This is a genomic window from Streptomyces sp. Ag109_O5-1 (assembly GCF_003814875.1).
Taxonomy (GTDB): Bacteria; Actinomycetota; Actinomycetes; order Streptomycetales; family Streptomycetaceae; genus Streptomyces; species Streptomyces sasae.
Genome location: NZ_RKQF01000001.1, coordinates 9354329 through 9370810 on the forward strand (window position 1 = coordinate 9354329; position 16482 = coordinate 9370810).

The 16482-nt window shown below is 71.9% G+C and carries 15 protein-coding genes; 11 read left to right on the forward strand and 4 right to left on the reverse strand.

From position 1 onward, the window contains the following. Positions 1-16 precede the first annotated feature (16 nt). Together EDD90_RS42610 and EDD90_RS42615 are read right to left on the reverse strand one after the other, a co-directional pair. Complete coding sequence (locus EDD90_RS42610) at positions 17-1003, reverse strand: phosphotransferase family protein (RefSeq protein ID WP_123978422.1); 987 nt, start codon at positions 1001-1003, stop codon at positions 17-19. Between the two features lie 307 nt (positions 1004-1310). Then, positions 1311-2219: a LysR family transcriptional regulator gene (locus EDD90_RS42615; RefSeq protein WP_123978423.1), complete on the reverse strand. Its 909-nt coding sequence runs from the start codon at positions 2217-2219 to the stop codon at positions 1311-1313. Positions 2220-2300: 81 nt separating this feature from the next. Here EDD90_RS42615 and EDD90_RS42620 point away from each other — a divergent pair, with 81 nt between their 5' ends. The 11 genes from EDD90_RS42620 to EDD90_RS42670 all read left to right on the forward strand — a co-directional run bounded on the left by EDD90_RS42620 (position 2301) and on the right by EDD90_RS42670 (position 13800). Beyond that, the gene (locus EDD90_RS42620; RefSeq protein WP_123978424.1) at positions 2301-3215 is read left to right on the forward strand and encodes a DMT family transporter; all 915 of its coding nucleotides are present in this window, start codon (positions 2301-2303) and stop codon (positions 3213-3215) included. A gap of 215 nt (positions 3216-3430) precedes the next feature. Beyond that, a complete protein-coding gene (locus tag EDD90_RS42625; RefSeq protein WP_123978425.1) occupies positions 3431-6055 on the forward strand; it encodes a YfhO family protein in 2625 nt (874 codons plus the stop codon). Positions 6056-6077: 22 nt separating this feature from the next. After that, entirely contained in the window at positions 6078-7052 is a 975-nt protein-coding gene (locus tag EDD90_RS42630) for a glycosyltransferase family 2 protein (protein ID WP_123978426.1), read from the forward strand. After that, a complete protein-coding gene (locus tag EDD90_RS42635) occupies positions 7052-7471 on the forward strand; it encodes a GtrA family protein (protein ID WP_123978427.1) in 420 nt (139 codons plus the stop codon). Before EDD90_RS42630 ends, EDD90_RS42635 begins: the two co-directional genes overlap by 1 nt. 65 nt (positions 7472-7536) lie before the next feature. Further along, positions 7537-8565: an N-acetyl-gamma-glutamyl-phosphate reductase gene (argC, locus tag EDD90_RS42640; RefSeq protein ID WP_123978428.1), complete on the forward strand. Its 1029-nt coding sequence runs from the start codon at positions 7537-7539 to the stop codon at positions 8563-8565. After that, the gene (argJ, locus tag EDD90_RS42645) at positions 8562-9713 is read left to right on the forward strand and encodes a bifunctional glutamate N-acetyltransferase/amino-acid acetyltransferase ArgJ (RefSeq protein WP_123978429.1); all 1152 of its coding nucleotides are present in this window, start codon (positions 8562-8564) and stop codon (positions 9711-9713) included. The genes argC and argJ overlap by 4 nt, the downstream gene beginning before the upstream one ends. Then, positions 9710-10612: an acetylglutamate kinase gene (gene argB / locus EDD90_RS42650; RefSeq protein ID WP_123978430.1), complete on the forward strand. Its 903-nt coding sequence runs from the start codon at positions 9710-9712 to the stop codon at positions 10610-10612. Before argJ ends, argB begins: the two co-directional genes overlap by 4 nt. Next, positions 10609-11805, forward strand: a complete 1197-nt coding sequence (locus EDD90_RS42655) for an acetylornithine transaminase (protein ID WP_123978431.1) — start codon at positions 10609-10611, stop codon at positions 11803-11805. The genes argB and EDD90_RS42655 overlap by 4 nt, the downstream gene beginning before the upstream one ends. Before the next feature lie 7 nt (positions 11806-11812). Continuing rightward, positions 11813-12358 (forward strand): arginine repressor, encoded by a 546-nt coding sequence (locus EDD90_RS42660; RefSeq protein ID WP_123978432.1) that lies wholly within the window; start codon positions 11813-11815, stop codon positions 12356-12358. Positions 12359-12467: 109 nt separating this feature from the next. Continuing rightward, the gene (locus EDD90_RS42665; protein WP_123978433.1) at positions 12468-13055 is read left to right on the forward strand and encodes an RNA polymerase sigma factor; all 588 of its coding nucleotides are present in this window, start codon (positions 12468-12470) and stop codon (positions 13053-13055) included. After that, positions 13045-13800: a zf-HC2 domain-containing protein gene (locus EDD90_RS42670; protein WP_123978434.1), complete on the forward strand. Its 756-nt coding sequence runs from the start codon at positions 13045-13047 to the stop codon at positions 13798-13800. Before EDD90_RS42665 ends, EDD90_RS42670 begins: the two co-directional genes overlap by 11 nt. A 1-nt stretch (position 13801) precedes the next feature. Here EDD90_RS42670 and EDD90_RS42675 read toward each other — a convergent pair whose 3' ends face one another. Both EDD90_RS42675 and EDD90_RS42680 read right to left on the reverse strand, forming a co-directional pair. Next, positions 13802-14620 (reverse strand): serine/threonine-protein kinase, encoded by an 819-nt coding sequence (locus tag EDD90_RS42675; RefSeq protein WP_123978435.1) that lies wholly within the window; start codon positions 14618-14620, stop codon positions 13802-13804. Then, entirely contained in the window at positions 14617-16431 is a 1815-nt protein-coding gene (locus EDD90_RS42680; protein ID WP_123978436.1) for an ABC transporter ATP-binding protein, read from the reverse strand. Before EDD90_RS42680 ends, EDD90_RS42675 begins: the two co-directional genes overlap by 4 nt. Between the last annotated feature and the right edge of the window lie 51 nt (positions 16432-16482).

Below are 16482 nucleotides of genomic sequence, written 5' to 3' on the forward strand. Positions count from 1 at the left end.
CAAGCCGGTTTCGCGGTCACCCCAGCGCGCGCAGCGCGGCGACCCGTTCGCCGAGGAACTCCCGTGTCCAGTCGGCGTGTTCACCGGTATAACCCCGGGGCCCGCACTCCACGACCAGGATCAGTCCCAGGTACAGGCCGTAGAGCGCGAGGCGGTGGCGCAGCGCCGGCGTGAACTCGAGGCGGCCGCCGGCACCCAGGTACCCCGCCACCAGATCGCTGTCCGGGCCTACGTCCCCGCCGAACTCCAGGGAGACCAGTTCGGCGGCCGGGTCGCCCCAGAAGGCCCGCTCGTGGTCGATGAGGCCGGTGATCCGGGCCCCGTTCCCGGGGTGGTCGACGAAGATGTTGCCCGGCCACAGGTCGAAGTGGACCAGACGGGGCTCGCCGACCTCGTCCAGCGCGGGGCCGCCCTCGGCCACCAGGGCCCGGATGCCGGAGGCGGGCACCCCGAGGTCGGACTCCCAGCGTCCGGCGTCCTCCAGGAGAGCCTCCACCATGGCGGTGAAGGCGGTGCGCCAGTCGGCGGCGGTCAGGCCGGCCTCCGGCGCCGGGTAGCCGAACCGGCCGTCCTCGCTGGTCAGGGTGTGCAGCCGGGCGGTGATCGCGCCGAGTTCGCGGCGCAGCTCCGACGCCGTGGCGGGTGGCAGCCGCTCGGCCGCCTTGTCCCACGGGGTGCCCTCCAGCACGGAGACGGCGAGGAAGCCGTCCCCCGAGTGCAGCAGCGCGGGCGCCGGCACCGCTCCGTCGGCCAGCGCGGCGAGCCGCCGGTAGACCATGGTCTCGGTCGCCATGATGCCGCGCTCGTACCGCAGCACGGGTATGTCCGCGGGCGGCGCGAGCTTCACCACGGCCGCGCGTCCGTCGTCGAACCGCACGCGGTAGGCGGTGTTGAACCAGCCGTCGGTCAGCTCCGCCTCCACCCGGCATCCGATGCCGGTCGCCGCGCGGAGGAGAGTGTCGAGCTCGGACGCGGACACATGACGCTTGGTCAGGCTCTGCATGGGGCGACTCGCTCTCGTCCAGGGCCGTATGGGAGCGCTCCCGAACATACGGGACCCGCCCCGGGGGTGTCCGGCGGATCCCGCCGGCGCCGAGGGCCCTGACCGCCCTCCCGGCAGAGGTGTCGTCGTCACTCGCCGACGTTTCCCGGCCGTCGGCCGGGAGGCGTCCCCGCCGCGTCGCCCGCCGTGACAGCGGCCGGTCGGCTCAGCCGACTCCGCCTCGCGGCGGCATGCGCGCCATGCTCCCGCCCGGCCCGGCCCGGCCGGGGAGCGCCGTCTCCCGCAGCCCGCCCGATCGCCGGACCCCTCAGGCCGGTCCCCGGCATCGAATGGTCTCCGCCGCCTCCACCAGCTCGGAGAGCACGGTCCGCACCGCCCGGCGCGCCGTGCGCTCGGGGCGGTGGAGTACGTCGACGTGGCGGTGGGCCTCGATACCGCCGAGCGGTCTGAGGGTGACACCGGGGTGCGGGCGGGACGTCCAGCGGGGCATCAGGGCAACTCCGCCGCCCGCGGCGACCACCTCCGCCACCACCGAGATCTCGTTGACCCGGTGGACGATGTCGAGCCGGCGTCCGGCCGCGGCGGAGACGGCCTCGACGGTCGCGAGCAGCGGGAAGCCGTCGTGCACGGTGATCCAGGGCTGGTCGGCGACGTCCTGTGCGGTCAGGACGGACCGCGTGGCCAGCGGGTGGCCGACGGGCAGGGCGATGTCGAGGGGTTCACGCAGCAGCGGCGTGGCCACGGCGGTCCGGGGCCACGGCGGTGCGTGGTCGAGGCGGTGCGCGACGACCAGGTCGTAGGTGCGGGTGAGGGGCGGGAAGCCGGCCTGGGCCACGTCCTCGTCGTGGAGTGCGAGCCGGGGCGACCCCGGCGCATCCAGCCGTCGTAGCAGCAGCGGATAGAACGCGGCGGCTCCGCTGTGGAAGGCCGCCACCGACACCGTGCCGTCGGGTTCGTCGACGTACTCGTCGATGGTGTGCCGGGCCCGGGCCAGTGCCGTCTCCACCCCGATCGCCGCGTCGGCCAGGGCCTGCCCGGCCGCCGTCAGGACCAGCCGGCGCCCGGCGCGCTCGGTGAGCGGGACCGGGATCGAGCGCTGCAGCAGGCGCAGCTGCTGCGAGATGGCCGAGGGCGTCACCCGCAGCGCCTCCGCGACCGCTGTGACACTGCCCAGTTCGCCCAGCTCCCGCAGGACGCGCAGCTGCCGTTCGTCCATGGCGTCAGTGTAGGTCTGCTACAGGGTTGGTTGAGCAACTCGTCGTTTACTTCACCGTCCGGGCCGTGGATCGTGAACGGCATGCCGACCACCCGTCGTACCGATGCGGTGCTCCTGGTCGTCGCCGTGGTCTGGGGCTCCAGCTATCTGACGGCGAAGACGGCCACGGACACCCTGCCCGTCCTGATGGTCCTCTTCCTGCGCTACGCCGTCGCTGCCGTCGTCTGCGTCGCCGCGCTGCGCCGGTCCGGTGCGCCCACCCGGGACGAGAAGGCCTACGGCTGTCTGCTCGGCCTCACCCAGGCCGCCGTCCTCGTCCTGGAGACATACGGTGTCGCCCGCACCAGCGCCGGGAACGCGGGCCTCATCATCAGCCTCACCCTCGTCCTCACCCCGGTCATGGACCGCGTGGGGCGCCGGGACGGACTGCCGGGGCGTTTCTTCCTCGCCGCCGGGGTGTGCCTGGCGGGTGTCGCCCTGCTCGTGTCCGGCAACGGGCTGCGCGCTCCCGGAACCGGTGATCTGCTGATGCTCGCGGCGGCGGTGGTGCGGGCCGGCCATGTGGTGCTGGTCGGCCGGGTGACCGCGGGCCGGGCCCTGCGCCCCTTCCCGCTGACGGCCGTACAGACCGTCGTGGGGACGGTCCTCTTTCTCGTGCCCGTGGTGCCCGGGCTGCCCGTGCTCGCCCGGACCGGCGCCGCCACCTGGGCCCAGCTCCTCTACCTGGCCCTCTGCTGCGGCCTGTTCGCCTTCCTCGCCCAGACCTGGGCCGTCCAGCGCACCTCCGCGACCCGGGCCAGCCTGCTGCTGGGCACCGAACCGGTGTGGGCCCTGCTGGTCGGCGTCGGTCTCGGCGGTGAACGGCTCACCGCGCTCGCCGTGTCCGGCGCCACGCTGATCGTCGCGGGGACATACTGGGGCCAAGCTGTTGAACGCGCCCATCGGGCCGCACCGCCGCACATGGCATCCGAAGGGGTCCCGCAAGGCGCCCGATAGGCCTCCCAAAAGCGCGTTCACCTGCGGCTCATTTCCCGGAAAACTTCTGTTTCCTTTGGCGTCATGAATTCCTCATAATGCGTACGTGTATTCGGAATTCGGGCTATCACTTCACAGCCGAAGCACAACCAAGTCGGTCCCCTACCCGTCTATGTCGGCGAAACACCGTCCTGCGGGGAGTAATGCCCGCGTTTTTTATCTAGGGGCCGCACAGAATGAATCGCACCACCCTGACCGGGCACGAACAGGGGGTGGAACCGGCAGGGAGCGAAAAGCAGGAGACCGGGCCCGTGAGACGGCGCAGCGGCGATCCACGCCGGGCCGCCGCCCTGCTCGCGGCACTCCTGACCGCCGTCGCCTTCTGCGCCGGCGACGTCATCGCCGGCAGCTATCCCTTCGGCTCCCGCACCCGCAGCGTCAACGACCTCGGGAACCAGTACGTCCCCTTCCACGCCCATCTGTGGGACCTGCTGCACGGGCGCGCCGACGGCGGCCTCTTCATCAACTGGCAGTCCGGCTACGGCTCCAGCTTCCTGCCCGACATCGGCACCTACCTCAGCAGCCCGTTCGCCCTGCTGGTGGGGGTGTTCCCGCGGGACGAGATCGACCTCGCGGTCTACACGATCACCGTGCTGAAGACGGCGACCGCCGGTGCCGCCATGGCCTGGCTGCTGCTCAGTCTGCACCGCGGCCGCTGGTGGGCGGCCGGCGTCCTGGGCGCCTCCTACGCGCTGTGCGGCTGGAGCCTCGCCCTCGCCTCCTTCAACCCGATGTGGCTGGACGGGCTGATCGCGCTGCCGCTGCTCTGCCTGGTCGGGGAGTGGGTGATGGCCGGCCGCCGCCCGCTGCTCGCCGTGCTGGTCGTGGCGCTCGCCTGGATCGCCAACTTCTACACCGCCTACATGGCCACCCTCGCCGCGGCCCTGGTGCTGCTGCTCCGGCTGGTGCTCGCCGAGCTGCCGTGGCGGCGCGCCCTGGGCATCGTGGGCCGGGCCGCCGGGACCGTCCTGCTCGGCATCGGCCTGGCCGCGCCGCTGGTGATCGTCGTGTACTCCGGCACCAAGCACGCCTATCCCGGACGGGACAACCAGTTCGCCCCGGTCGGTGTGGAGGACCTGCTGGCCCGGCTGCTGCCGACCACCTACAGCTACGCCTCCCCGGCCCTCTACGTCGGCATCACCGCGCTGGTGCTCGCCCTCGCCCTGCCCTTCCACCGGGCGGTCCCGGTCCGGGTGCGGGCGGGCTGGACGGGGCTGGTGCTCGCCGTCGCCCTCTCGCTCCAGTGGGCGCCGAGCAGTCTGGCCTGGCACGCCTTCGCCGTCCCGAACGGCAGCTCCTACCGTCAGGCCTTCGTCCTGTGCGCCCTGCTGGTCATCGCGGCCTGGCACGCCCTCGCCTACGGTCTGCCCGACTGGCGCGCGCTGGGGGCGGCGGCCGTCCTGCTCGCCCTGATCGCCGGCGTCGCGAGCCGCAGCATCCTGACCCAGCAGCACAACCACCACACCTGGCCGGTCGTGCTGCTCGCCGTGGCCGGCGCGCTGGGCGGGCTCGCGCTGCTCGGTCTCGGGAACAACGGCCGTCCCGCGCTCGCCGGACTCGCCGTGGTCCTGCTGATCGGCGCCCAGATCGGCGAGGCCGCCGCCACCACCGCCGTGGCCGACCGCGTCCGCCTCAACAACATGGACGACTACGCGCCCTGGGGCGACCGCCAGCAGCGCCAGGCGGACGTCGTCGCCGAGAACGACGCCTGGCCCGCGTACCGCACCGAACCGGGCCGCGACCAGACGGTCGCCAACGACCCGATGATGGTCGGCGGTCAGGGCTCCCAGTACTACAGCAGCCTCACCGCCGACGTCCTCAGCCGCACCATGACCGCCCTCGGCGACGGCTGGACCTCGCGCGGCCGCAGTCTGCAGAGCCTCGACAACCCGGTCACCGACGCGGTCTTCGCGGTGGGCGCCCGGGTGCACAACCCGCCGGACCCGCACCAGAAATGGCTGCCCCAGGGCGGCGGTCCCTCGACCGTCACCCGCGAGGACGTCCCACCGCTGGTGACCGTACGGCCGGCCGCCGCGGACACGACTCCCGCCGCCTTCGGCCCCTCCCCTTACCGCAACCAGGAACTGCTGCTCGGCAGTCGCGTCTACACCCTGCCCGCCACCACCCTGAGCGGTCAGCAGCAGGGCGGCGCGGCGCGGGGGCTGCTGGTGCGCGGCCGGCAGACCGTCACCGCCCGCTGCCAGGCCGGGAGTTCGGTGTTCCTGTGGGCGCCGCACTACATGGGCACCGCACAGCTCGCCACCGGCGGCGACCAGAAGCTGTTCCGGTCCGACGACCTGGGCACGAAGATCGCCGCGATGCAGCCGCTCGGCACCGTTCCGGCCTCCGGACAGGTGCGGATCGCGCTGACGCCCAACTGGCCCACCCGGATCCCGGCGCAGGGTGCGGTCGGCTGCCTCGACGACGCCAAACTGCGTGCCGCCGTACACCAGTTGAAGTCCACCGGCGCGACGAAGGTCACCGTCTCCGACGCCACGCTCCACGCCCAGCTGCCCGCCGGCAGCAAGGGGACCGCCGTCGTGGCCGCCCCCCGCATCGCCGGCTGGCGCTGCTCCGCCGGTGGCGCCGAGGTCGCGGCCGGCGAGTTCTACGGCCTGATCGCCGTCCCGCTGGGCGCCTCCGCCACCAGCCTCACCTGCACGTTCCACCCGCCCGGCCTGCGCCTGGGCGGAGCCGTCGGCGGCGCCTCGCTGCTGACCCTGATCCTGCTCGGCACCGTCCCGGCCGTACGCCGCAGAGTCACCGCCCGCTCCGGCGCGCGCACGACCGCCGCTCACTGACCTGTCCCCAGGGGAGAAACCCATGCTGATATCGATCGTCGCGCCCTGTTACAACGAGGAAGACGTCATCGAACGCTTCCACGAGGCGGTCCAGAAGATCGCCGACGAACTCCTGCCGCTCGGCCACGACATGGAGTTCGTGTACGTCGACGACGGCAGCCGCGACAAGACGCTGCACCTGCTCAGCCAGCTCGCCGACCGCGACTCGCGGGTCCGGTACGTCTCCTTCAGCCGCAACTTCGGCAAGGAGTCGGCCCTGCTCGCGGGCCTGAAGCACGCCGCCGGCGACGCCGTGATCGTCATGGACGCCGACCTCCAGCACCCGCCGGAGCTCATCAAGCGCATGGTCGAACTGCGCGGCGAGGGCTACGACCAGGTCATCGCCAAGCGCACCCGGCAGGGCGACCGCTTCACCCGCACCCTCACCGCCCGCCTCTACTACCGGCTCATCAACCGGATGGTCGACGTCGAACTCGTCGACGGCGTGGGCGACTTCCGGCTGATGTCGCGCCGGGTCGTGGACGCGATAGTGAACCTCACCGAGTACAACCGCTTCTCCAAGGGCCTGTTCGCCTGGGTCGGCTTCCCCAGCACCACCTTCGAGTACGAGAACGCGGTGCGCGAACACGGAACCAGCTCCTGGTCGTTCCGCAGCCTGCTCAACTACGGCCTCGACGGGCTGCTCTCCTTCAACAACCGCCCGCTGCGCGCCGCGCTCTACCTCGGCATGACCCTGCTGGCCCTCGCCGGCGCGTACACGGCGTGGATCGTGGGCGCCACGATGATCAACGGCGTCCAGACACCCGGCTATGTCACCATCATTACAGCCGTCACCGCCCTGGCCGGCGTACAGATGATCATGCTCGGGGTCATCGGCGAGTACACCGGCCGGATCTACTACGAGGTCAAGGGGCGCCCGCACTTCCTGGTGAAGGCGACGAACGTGGACCGAACGGAAGACCGCACCCGCGGCACGACGAAGGACCTCATCCCCTGATGCCGAACGCCACCCTGTCGACCACGACCGTACCCGCCCGCCCGATATCCAGGCAGATCATCACCTTCGCGCTGGTGGGCGTCGTCAACACGGCGACGTACTACGGCCTTTACCTTCTCCTTCTCAGGTATTTGCCGTACCTCGCCGCACACGTCATCGCTTTTACGCTGAGCATGATCGGTTCATTTTTCCTCAACGCGAAGTTCACCTACCGGATACGTCCCACCTGGCGGAAATTCCTGCTGTTCCCCCTGACCAACGCGACGAATTTCGTGATCACGACGGTGGGTGTGTACGTGATCGTCGACATGCTCCATGTGGGCAGCAAGTTCGCTCCGCTGATGGCTTCGGCGGCGGCGATTCCGGTGACGTTCGTGGTGTCGCGGTGGGTGATGCTGCCGAAGGTGGAGGCTGCATAGTGATGCCAGGCGTTGCATAAACGTGCAGCGAGCCGTATAGTCATGCCATCTGGAGGAGGATGGACATGGCGGTACGTGCGGCGGTGGCCGGAGCGAGCGGGTACGCGGGCGGAGAGGTCCTGCGGCTGCTCCTCGCGCACCCCGAGGTCGAGATCGGCACCCTGACCGGCAACTCCAACGCCGGTCAGCGGCTGGGCGCGCTCCAGCCGCACCTGCTGCCGCTGGCCGACCGAGTGCTGGAGGAGACCACCGCCGAGGCCCTCGCCGGGCACGACGTCGTCTTCCTCGCGCTCCCGCACGGGCAGTCCGCCGCCGTCGCCGAGCAGCTCGGCCCGGATGTCCTCGTCATCGACATGGGCGCCGACTTCCGTCTGAAGGACCCGGCCGACTGGGAGCGCTTCTACGGCTCCCCGCACGCCGGCACCTGGCCCTACGGCCTTCCCGAACTGCCGGGTGCCCGCGCCGCGCTGGAGGGGTCCAAGCGCATCGCGGTACCCGGTTGCTACCCCACCGCCGTCTCCCTCGCCCTGTACCCGGCCTACGCCGCCCAGATCGCCGGGGCCGAGGCGGTGATCGTCGCCGCGTCCGGCACCTCCGGCGCGGGCAAGGCACCCAAGGCGCACCTGCTGGGCAGCGAGGTCATGGGCTCCATGACGCCGTACGGCGTCGGCGGCGGCCACCGGCACACCCCCGAGATGATCCAGAACCTGAGCGCGGTGGCGGGGGAGCGGGTCGCCGTCTCCTTCACGCCCACGCTCGCGCCGATGCCCCGGGGCATCCTCGCCACCTGCAGCGTCGCGGCGAAGGACGGAGTGACCGCCGAGGCCGTCCGCGCCGCCTACGAGAAGGCCTACGCCGACGAGCCCTTCGTCCATCTGCTCCCCGAGGGCCGGTGGCCCGCGACGGCGTCCGTCTACGGTTCCAACGCCGTTCAGGTGCAGGTCGCATACGACGAGGCCGTCGGCCGCATCATCGCGATCAGCGCCATCGACAACCTGACCAAGGGCACCGCCGGCGGTGCCGTCCAGAGCATGAACCTCGCCCTGGGTCTCGCCGAGACCACCGGGCTGACCACGATCGGAGTTGCGCCGTGAGCGTGACGGCAGCGAAGGGATTCACGGCGGCGGGCATCGCCGCCGGGATCAAGGAGAACGGCAACCCGGACCTGGCCCTCGTGGTCAACAACGGACCCCGCCGTGCCGCCGCGGGCGTCTTCACCTCCAACCGCGTGAAGGCCGCGCCGGTCCTGTGGTCCGAGCAGGTGCTCAAGAGCGGCCAGGTCTCGGCCGTCGTCCTCAACTCCGGCGGCGCCAACGCCTGTACCGGCCCCAAGGGCTTCCAGGACACCCACGCGACCGCCGAGAAGGTCGCCGAGGTGCTCGGGCGCGGCGCCATCGAGGTGGCCGTCTGCTCGACCGGCCTGATCGGTGTGCTCCTCCCGATGGACAAGCTGCTGCCCGGCGTCGAGACCGCCGCCGCCCAGCTCTCCGAGCACGGCGGCGAGAAGGCCGCCATCGCCATCAAGACCACCGACACCGTGCACAAGACGTCCGTCGTGACGAAGGACGGCTGGACGGTCGGCGGTATGGCGAAGGGCGCGGGCATGCTCGCCCCGGGCCTCGCCACCATGCTGGTCGTCCTCACCACGGACGCGGTCGTCGAGAGCGAGGACCTGGACAAGGCGCTGCGGGCCGCGACCCGCACCACCTTCGACCGCGTCGACTCCGACGGCTGCATGTCCACCAACGACACCGTGCTGCTGCTCGCCTCGGGAGCCGCTGACGTCACCCCGGAGTACGCGGAGTTCGCCGAGGCCGTCCGCGCTGTCTGCGACGACCTCGGCCAGCAGCTGATCCGGGACGCCGAGGGCGCCAGCAAGGACATCAGGATCGAGGTCGTGAACGCGGCCAGCGAGGACGACGCCGTCGAGGTGGGCCGCTCCATCGCCCGCAACAACCTCCTCAAGTGCGCCATCCACGGCGAGGACCCCAACTGGGGCCGCGTGCTCTCCGCGATCGGCACCACCCAGGCCGCCTTCGAGCCGGACCGGCTGAACGTCGCCATCAACGGCGTCTGGGTGTGCAAGAACGGCGGGGTCGGCGAGGACCGCGAGAAGGTCGACATGCGCTACCGCGAGGTGCACATCGTCGCCGACCTCGCCGCCGGCAGCGAGACCGCCACCATCTGGACCAACGACCTCACCGCCGACTACGTCCACGAGAACAGCGCTTATTCGTCATGAGCACTACGCGTAAGCACACCGCGCTGCCCAAGGCGCAGACCCTCATCGAGGCGCTGCCCTGGCTGGTCCGTCACAACGGCAGGACCGTCGTGATCAAGTTCGGCGGCAACGCCATGATCGACGAGGACCTGAAGGCCGCCTTCGCCCAGGACGTCGTCTTCCTGCACCACGCCGGCCTCAAACCGGTCGTCGTGCACGGCGGCGGCCCGCAGATCAGTGCCGCCCTCGACAAGCACGGCATCGTCAGCGAGTTCAAGGCCGGGCTGCGGGTCACCACCGAGGACGCCATGGACGTCGTACGGATGGTGCTCGCCGGGCAGGTCCAGCGCGAGCTGGTCAACCTGCTCAACCAGCACGGGCCGCTCGCCGTCGGACTGACCGGCGAGGACGCCCACACCATCACCGCCACCAAGCACCAGCCCAGGATCGACGGCGAGTTGATCGACATCGGGCGGGTCGGCGAGATCACCGCGATCGACACGGGCGCGATCGAGGCCCTGCTCGCCGACGGCCGGATCCCGGTCGTCTCCTCCATCGCCCGCAGTCAGGACGACGGACATGTCTACAACGTCAATGCTGATACGGCGGCTGCGGCACTCGCTGCTGCTCTGGGCGCCGAAACCCTCATGGTCCTCACCGACGTCGAGGGCCTCTACGAGGACTGGCCGAACTCCGACGAGGTGATCAGCCGTCTCACCGCTTCCCAACTGGAGAAGCTGCTGCCGGAGTTGAGCGCCGGCATGGTGCCGAAGATGGAGGGCTGCCTGCACGCCGTGCGCAACGGCGTGCAGACCGCCCGGGTCATCGACGGCCGGGTCCAGCACTCGATCCTGCTGGAGATCTTCACGGACGAAGGCATTGGCACCATGGTCGTGCCGGACCAAGAGGGGGAGTCATGAGCAATCAGGAACTGACCTCGCGCTGGCAGGGCGCGCTCATGAACAACTACGGCACCCCGCGCCTGCCCCTCGCCCGCGGCGAGGGCGTCAAGGTCTGGGACACCGACGGCCGGGAGTACCTCGACTTCGTCGGCGGCATCGCCACCAACGCGCTCGGCCATGCCCACCCGGCGATCGTCGGGGCCGTCAGCAAGCAGATCGCGTCCCTCGGCCACATCTCCAACTTCTTCATGGCGGAGCCCACCGTGGCCCTCGCCGAGCGGCTGATCCAGCTCTTCGGCCGGGAGGGCAGGGTCTTCTTCTGCAACTCCGGCGCCGAGGCCAACGAGGCCGCCTTCAAGATCGGCCGGCTGACCGGGCGGACCCACATGGTCGCCACCGACGGCGGCTTCCACGGCCGGACCATGGGCGCCCTCGCACTCACCGGCCAGCCCGCCAAGCAGGACCCGTTCCGCCCGCTGCCCGCCGACGTCACCCACGTGCCCTACGGCGACGCGCAGGCCCTGGCCGCCGCGGTCACCGAGGACACCGCCCTGGTGATCATCGAGCCCGTCCAGGGCGAGAACGGCGTGGTCGTACCCCCGCCCGGCTACCTCAAGGCGGCCCGCGCGATCACCGCCGCCACCGGCGCGCTGCTCGTCCTCGACGAGGTGCAGACCGGCACCGGCCGCACCGGCACCTGGTTCGCCTACCAGGCCCACGAGGGCGTGCTGCCCGATGTCGTCACCCTCGCCAAGCAGCTCGGCGGCGGGCTGCCGCTCGGCGCGACCGTGGCCTTCGGCCGGGCCGCCGAACTGCTCCAGCCCGGCCACCACGGCACCACCTTCGGCGGCAACCCGGTCGCCTGTGCCGCCGGCCTCGCCGTCCTCGACACCATCGAGAACGACGGGTTGCTGGAGAACGTCAAGCGGCAGAGCGAGAAGTTGCGGGACGGAATCGAGGGTCTCGGCCACGGGCTGATCGATTATGTCCGGGGCACGGGCCTTCTCCTGGGTATCGTGCTCACCGAGCCGCTGGCCGCACAGGTGCAGCAGGCGGCTCAGGAGGCCGGGTTCCTGGTGAACGCGCCCGCCCCCGACGTCGTACGGCTGATGCCCCCGCTGAACCTCCGCGACGACGAGGCGGACGCGTTGCTGCAGGCGCTGCCCGGCATCCTCGACGCAGCGAGCGGGGACGGACGATCCGGGGAATGAGACGACGATGAGCCAGGCGCAGGAGTTCGACCAGTCCGGCGGGACGGGGGCTGCGGTGCCGCAGACCCGGACCGCCCGGCACCGCCGGATCGTGGACATCCTCAACCGGCAGCCGGTGCGCTCGCAGAGCCAGCTCGCCAAGCTGCTGGCCGACGACGGGCTCACGGTCACCCAGGCGACGCTCTCCCGGGACCTCGACGAGCTCAACGCGGTGAAGATCCGCAACACCGACGGCGAGCTCATCTACGCGGTCCCGAGCGAGGGCGGCTTCCGCACGCCCCGCGCACCGCTGGGGGAGTCGGCGAAGGAGGAGCGGATGCGCCGCCTCTCCCAGGAGCTCCTGATCTCGGCGGAGGCCTCGGCGAACCTGGTCGTCCTGCGCACCCCGCCGGGCGCCGCACAGTTCCTGGCGTCGGCGATCGACCAGGCGGAGCTGCACGACATCCTCGGCACCATCGCCGGTGACGACACGCTGCTGCTGATCAGCCGCGAGCCGACCGGCGGCCAGGCCCTCGCCGATCACCTGCTGCGCCTGGCCCAGAACGGGCACTGACCCGCGTGCGGGTCCCGGCCCGCCGACGGAGAATGGACATGTGATCTTCCGCGGCGGGCGGGCAGGCGGGCGGGCAATCCCCTGGCGGCCGTCGAACGTATACAGGGGTGTGTCGGGCATCCGGTCCCCCGTCGGCCGCCTCCCGGACGAGGCTCTGCTGTCCGGGCTGGCCACCGGAGATCCGGAGCTCGCCGAGATCTTCGTACGGAGATTTCAGCACCGGGTCTTCGGGGTCGCCATGGCCGTCACCGGGGACCAGCAGCTCGCCGAGGACGTCGCTCAGCAGACATTCGAACGCGCATGGCGGCATGCCCAGATCTACGACTCGCGCCGCGGCTCGGTCGGGACCTGGCTGACGACCATCGCGCACAACCTCGCCGTCGACGCCGTCCGCGCGAGGCGGACGGAACCGATGGCACCCGAGGACCTCGACCCGCTCCTCGAGGTCGTCACCGAGACCCCCGAGCGGTGGGCGCTGGCCGACGAGGCCTCCTCCCAGCTCCGGGCGGCGCTGGCACGGCTGCCGAGGGAGCAGGCCAGGGCCCTGATGATGGCAGGGATCTACGGTATGACGGCCCAGCAGATCGCCGAGGCGGAGAAGATCCCGCTGGGCACCGCAAAGACGCGGATAAGGGCGGCGATGGCCAAACTCCGCACCACCCTCACGTCTCTGGAGCGAGGCGACCATGGCGAGTGACGCGCACTGCGAGAAGCTGCGGGAGGTCGGCGCCGAGCTGGCGCTGGGCGTGCTGCCCGGCCGTGAGCGGGCCGAGGCCGTCGCGCATCTGGACGGGTGCGCGGACTGCCGGGAGTACGTCCGGCAGCTGACCGGGATCGGCGACCGGCTGATCGGTCTGCTCCCGGACGCCGAACCGCCGCCCGGTTTCGAGACCCGGGTGGCGCGCAGCCTGGCCGAGCAGGCGGCGACGGCACCCGAAGGACAGCGGCCCGCCCGCGCCGTCCAGGGCCGGCGCAGCCGTGCCCGGCGGGCCCGGCTGCGGCTCGCCGCGGTGGCCACCGCCGTCGCCGTGGCCGTCGGCTTCGCCGGCTGGGCGGTCGGCACCGCCGTCGAGGGAGCCGTCACCGCCTCGGCGCCCGCCACGGAGTCCGAGCCCATGCTGGTCGGGGACGTGATCCCGACCGGGGGCGGGCAGCCCATCGGCGACGTCTACGCCCACCCGGGCAGCCCCGCCTGGATGTTCGTGTCCGTCTCCTTCCCCGGCACTCCCTACACCGGCAAGGTCACCTGCCTCCTCGAACACATCGACGGTACGACCACGCGTGTCGGCGAATTCCTGGTGCGCGAGGGACGCGGCCACTGGGGGGTGGCGGTCCCCGTCGACCTCACCCAGTATTCCGGCGCCCGCCTGACCTCTCCCGACGGCACCGTCGTCGCCACCGCCCAGCTGCAGAAGGGCAAGGTGGTGACGCCGGAGGCGTGAGTCACGCGCCGCGGTGCGGGGCGGGCAGCGTCGCTGCCAGGGCGGCGGCCAGCTCGGCGACGGTGGGGCGGGCCGTCGGATCGGCCCGGAGGCAGCCGTCGACGGCTGCTGCGAGAGCGCGGGGGAGCCGCCGCCGGGACGAGACCGGCGGGGCGCCGCGCTCCCGCGTGTCCCCGCAGGGGAACGCGGCCTCCCCGCACGCCGCTTCGAAGAGCGTGACGCCGATGCCCCACACGTCGGCGGCGGCCGTGAGCGTCCCGCCGCGGGCCTGCTCGGGGGCGCGGTAGCAGCAGGTGCCCAGCCCGGCCGGGGCGGCCCCGGGAGGCCGTGCCACGCTCAGGTCGAGGACCTTCGCGTGCCCCCGGTCCACCACCACGTTGGACGGCTTGAGGTCCAGGTGCAGCAGGCCCCGGCCGTGCAGATAGTGCACCGCCGAGCACAACTGCACCCCGAGCAGCGCCACATCGGTCGCGGACGGCCGGTGCCGCAGCCGGCGCAGCAGGTGGGAGAGCGTCTCCCCGGTCAGCGTCTCCAGGACCACCAGCGGCTCGGGGGAGTCGAAGGTGTCGTACCCGCGGACCAGGTGCGGATGGCTGAACTCCTGCAGCCACCGGCCCTCCCGCAGCAGCCGTTCGCCCAGCCCCGGCTCGTCCCGGCGGTCGGGCCGCACCACCTTGACCACGCACCGGCAGTCCCGCTCCGCGCTCCAGGCGTCGTGGACGTCGAGCCAGCCGGTGCGGGCGAGATGTCCCAGGACCTCGTAGCCCGGGACCGGCACCGTGCCCGGCGCCAGCGGCGGGTCCCGGCCCACCGGGCTCATGACAGCACCGCACCCGCGTTCAGCCGGTGCAGCCGGGCGTACGCCCCCTCGTGCCCGAGCAGGTCGGCGTGCGCCCCGTCCTCGACGACCCGGCCGTGGTCGAGCACCACGATCCGGGTGGCGTCCCGGACGGTCAGCAGGTTGTGGGAGATGACGACGGTCGTCCGCCCGGCCATCAGCCGGCGCAGCGGATCCATGATCCGCCGGCCCGACCCGACGTCGAGCCCTGCCGTCGGTTCGTCCAGCAGCAGCACCGGCGCGTCCCGGATCATCGCCCGGGCGATCGCCAGCCGCTGGCACTGACCGCCGGAGAGCGTCCGGCCGCGCTGGCCGACGAGCGTGTCGTAGCCCTCCGGGAGCCGCCCGACGAACTCGTGCGCGTCCGCCGCGCGCGCCGCCGCGACGATCTCCGCCTCCGTGGCCGCCGGCCGGCCGTAGGCGATGTTCTCCCGCACGGTGCCGTGGAAGACAAGGGTCTCCTGCAGCACCACCGCGACACTCTCCCGCACGTCGGACAGGGCGAGTTCGCGCAGGTCGGTCCCGTCCAGCCGGACCGCGCCCCGGTCGGGGTCGTAGAACCGCAACTGCAGTTTCGCGAGCGTGGACTTGCCGGCCCCGCTCGCCCCGACCAGCGCCAGCGTCTCCCCGGGCGCCACATGGAACGACACGTCCGACAGCGCCCAGGCCGCCGTACCGGGATAGCGGAACCACACCCCGTCGAACTCCACGTCACCGCGTGCCCGGCGGATCCGCCGGGCACGCGGCGCCTCGGTCACCTGGGGCCGCTGGTCCAGCAGTTCGATGATCCGCTCCGCCGAGGCGGAGGCCGCGTAGAAGGTGGTGCCGAGCCCGGACAGCCCGTGCACCGGGCCGTACAGCTTGCCGATCAGCGCCAGGAACACCAGGAGCCCGCCCAGCGTGAGCTGGCCCTGGGCCAGCTTCCAGGTGCCGAGGCCCAGCACCGCGAGACCGCCCGCCACCTCGATGATCTCCACGACGGGTCCGTAGACGCCCCGGATCCGCGCGGAGGCCATCGCCGCCCGGAACCTGCCGAGGTTCTCCCGCTCGAACCGGTGCGCCTCCCAGCCCTGCCGGTTGTACGCCTGCACCAGTACGACATTGCCGAGCGACTCCTCGGCGATCGCGCTGAGCGTGCCGCTGCGGCGCCTGCGTTCCCGGGACGCCTCCTTGATCAGGCGCGAGAAGTGCCGGGCGCAGCCCCAGAACACCGGCACGACGAGGAGGGAGAGCAGGGTCAGGTCCCAGCGCAGGTAGAAGAGCAGACCGAGGAAGACGCCGAGCCGGATCAGGTAGTACAGGGCGTCCGCCACGCCCGAGAGCAGGAACGTCTCCACCGCGTCGACATCACCGGTGACCCTGGCCAGCACGTCCCCGAGCCGCCGGCGCTCGAAAAAGCCGAGCGACAGCCCCTGGACGTGCCGGAACACGTCGGAGCGCAGCGCGAGCAGGAAGTGTTCGCCGACCCAGGTGGAGGTCACGTCGTCGGCGAAGCCGAGCGTGCCGGAGCAGACGACGAGACCGAGGTAGGCCGGTGCGATCCACAGGAACGGCCGCAGGTCCCGGGGGACGAGCACGTCGTCGATGACGATCTTGAAGAGCCAGAGTTCGGCCGCGTCGACGGCGGGAGCGGCCAGGCTCAGCAGAACGAGGGGCACGAGCCAGCGGCGGCCACCGCGGGTGTACGGCCAGAACCGCCGGAACACCTCGCGCGGGGAGACCCGGGGGGCGGCCGCGACCACGTCGTCGCAGGGGGCGCCGGCCGACAGCAGACGCCGTAGGAGATGCGCCATGGCAGGAGTTCCTCGGGTACCGACGGAGGCGCGGACCGGCTGCCCCGGTCG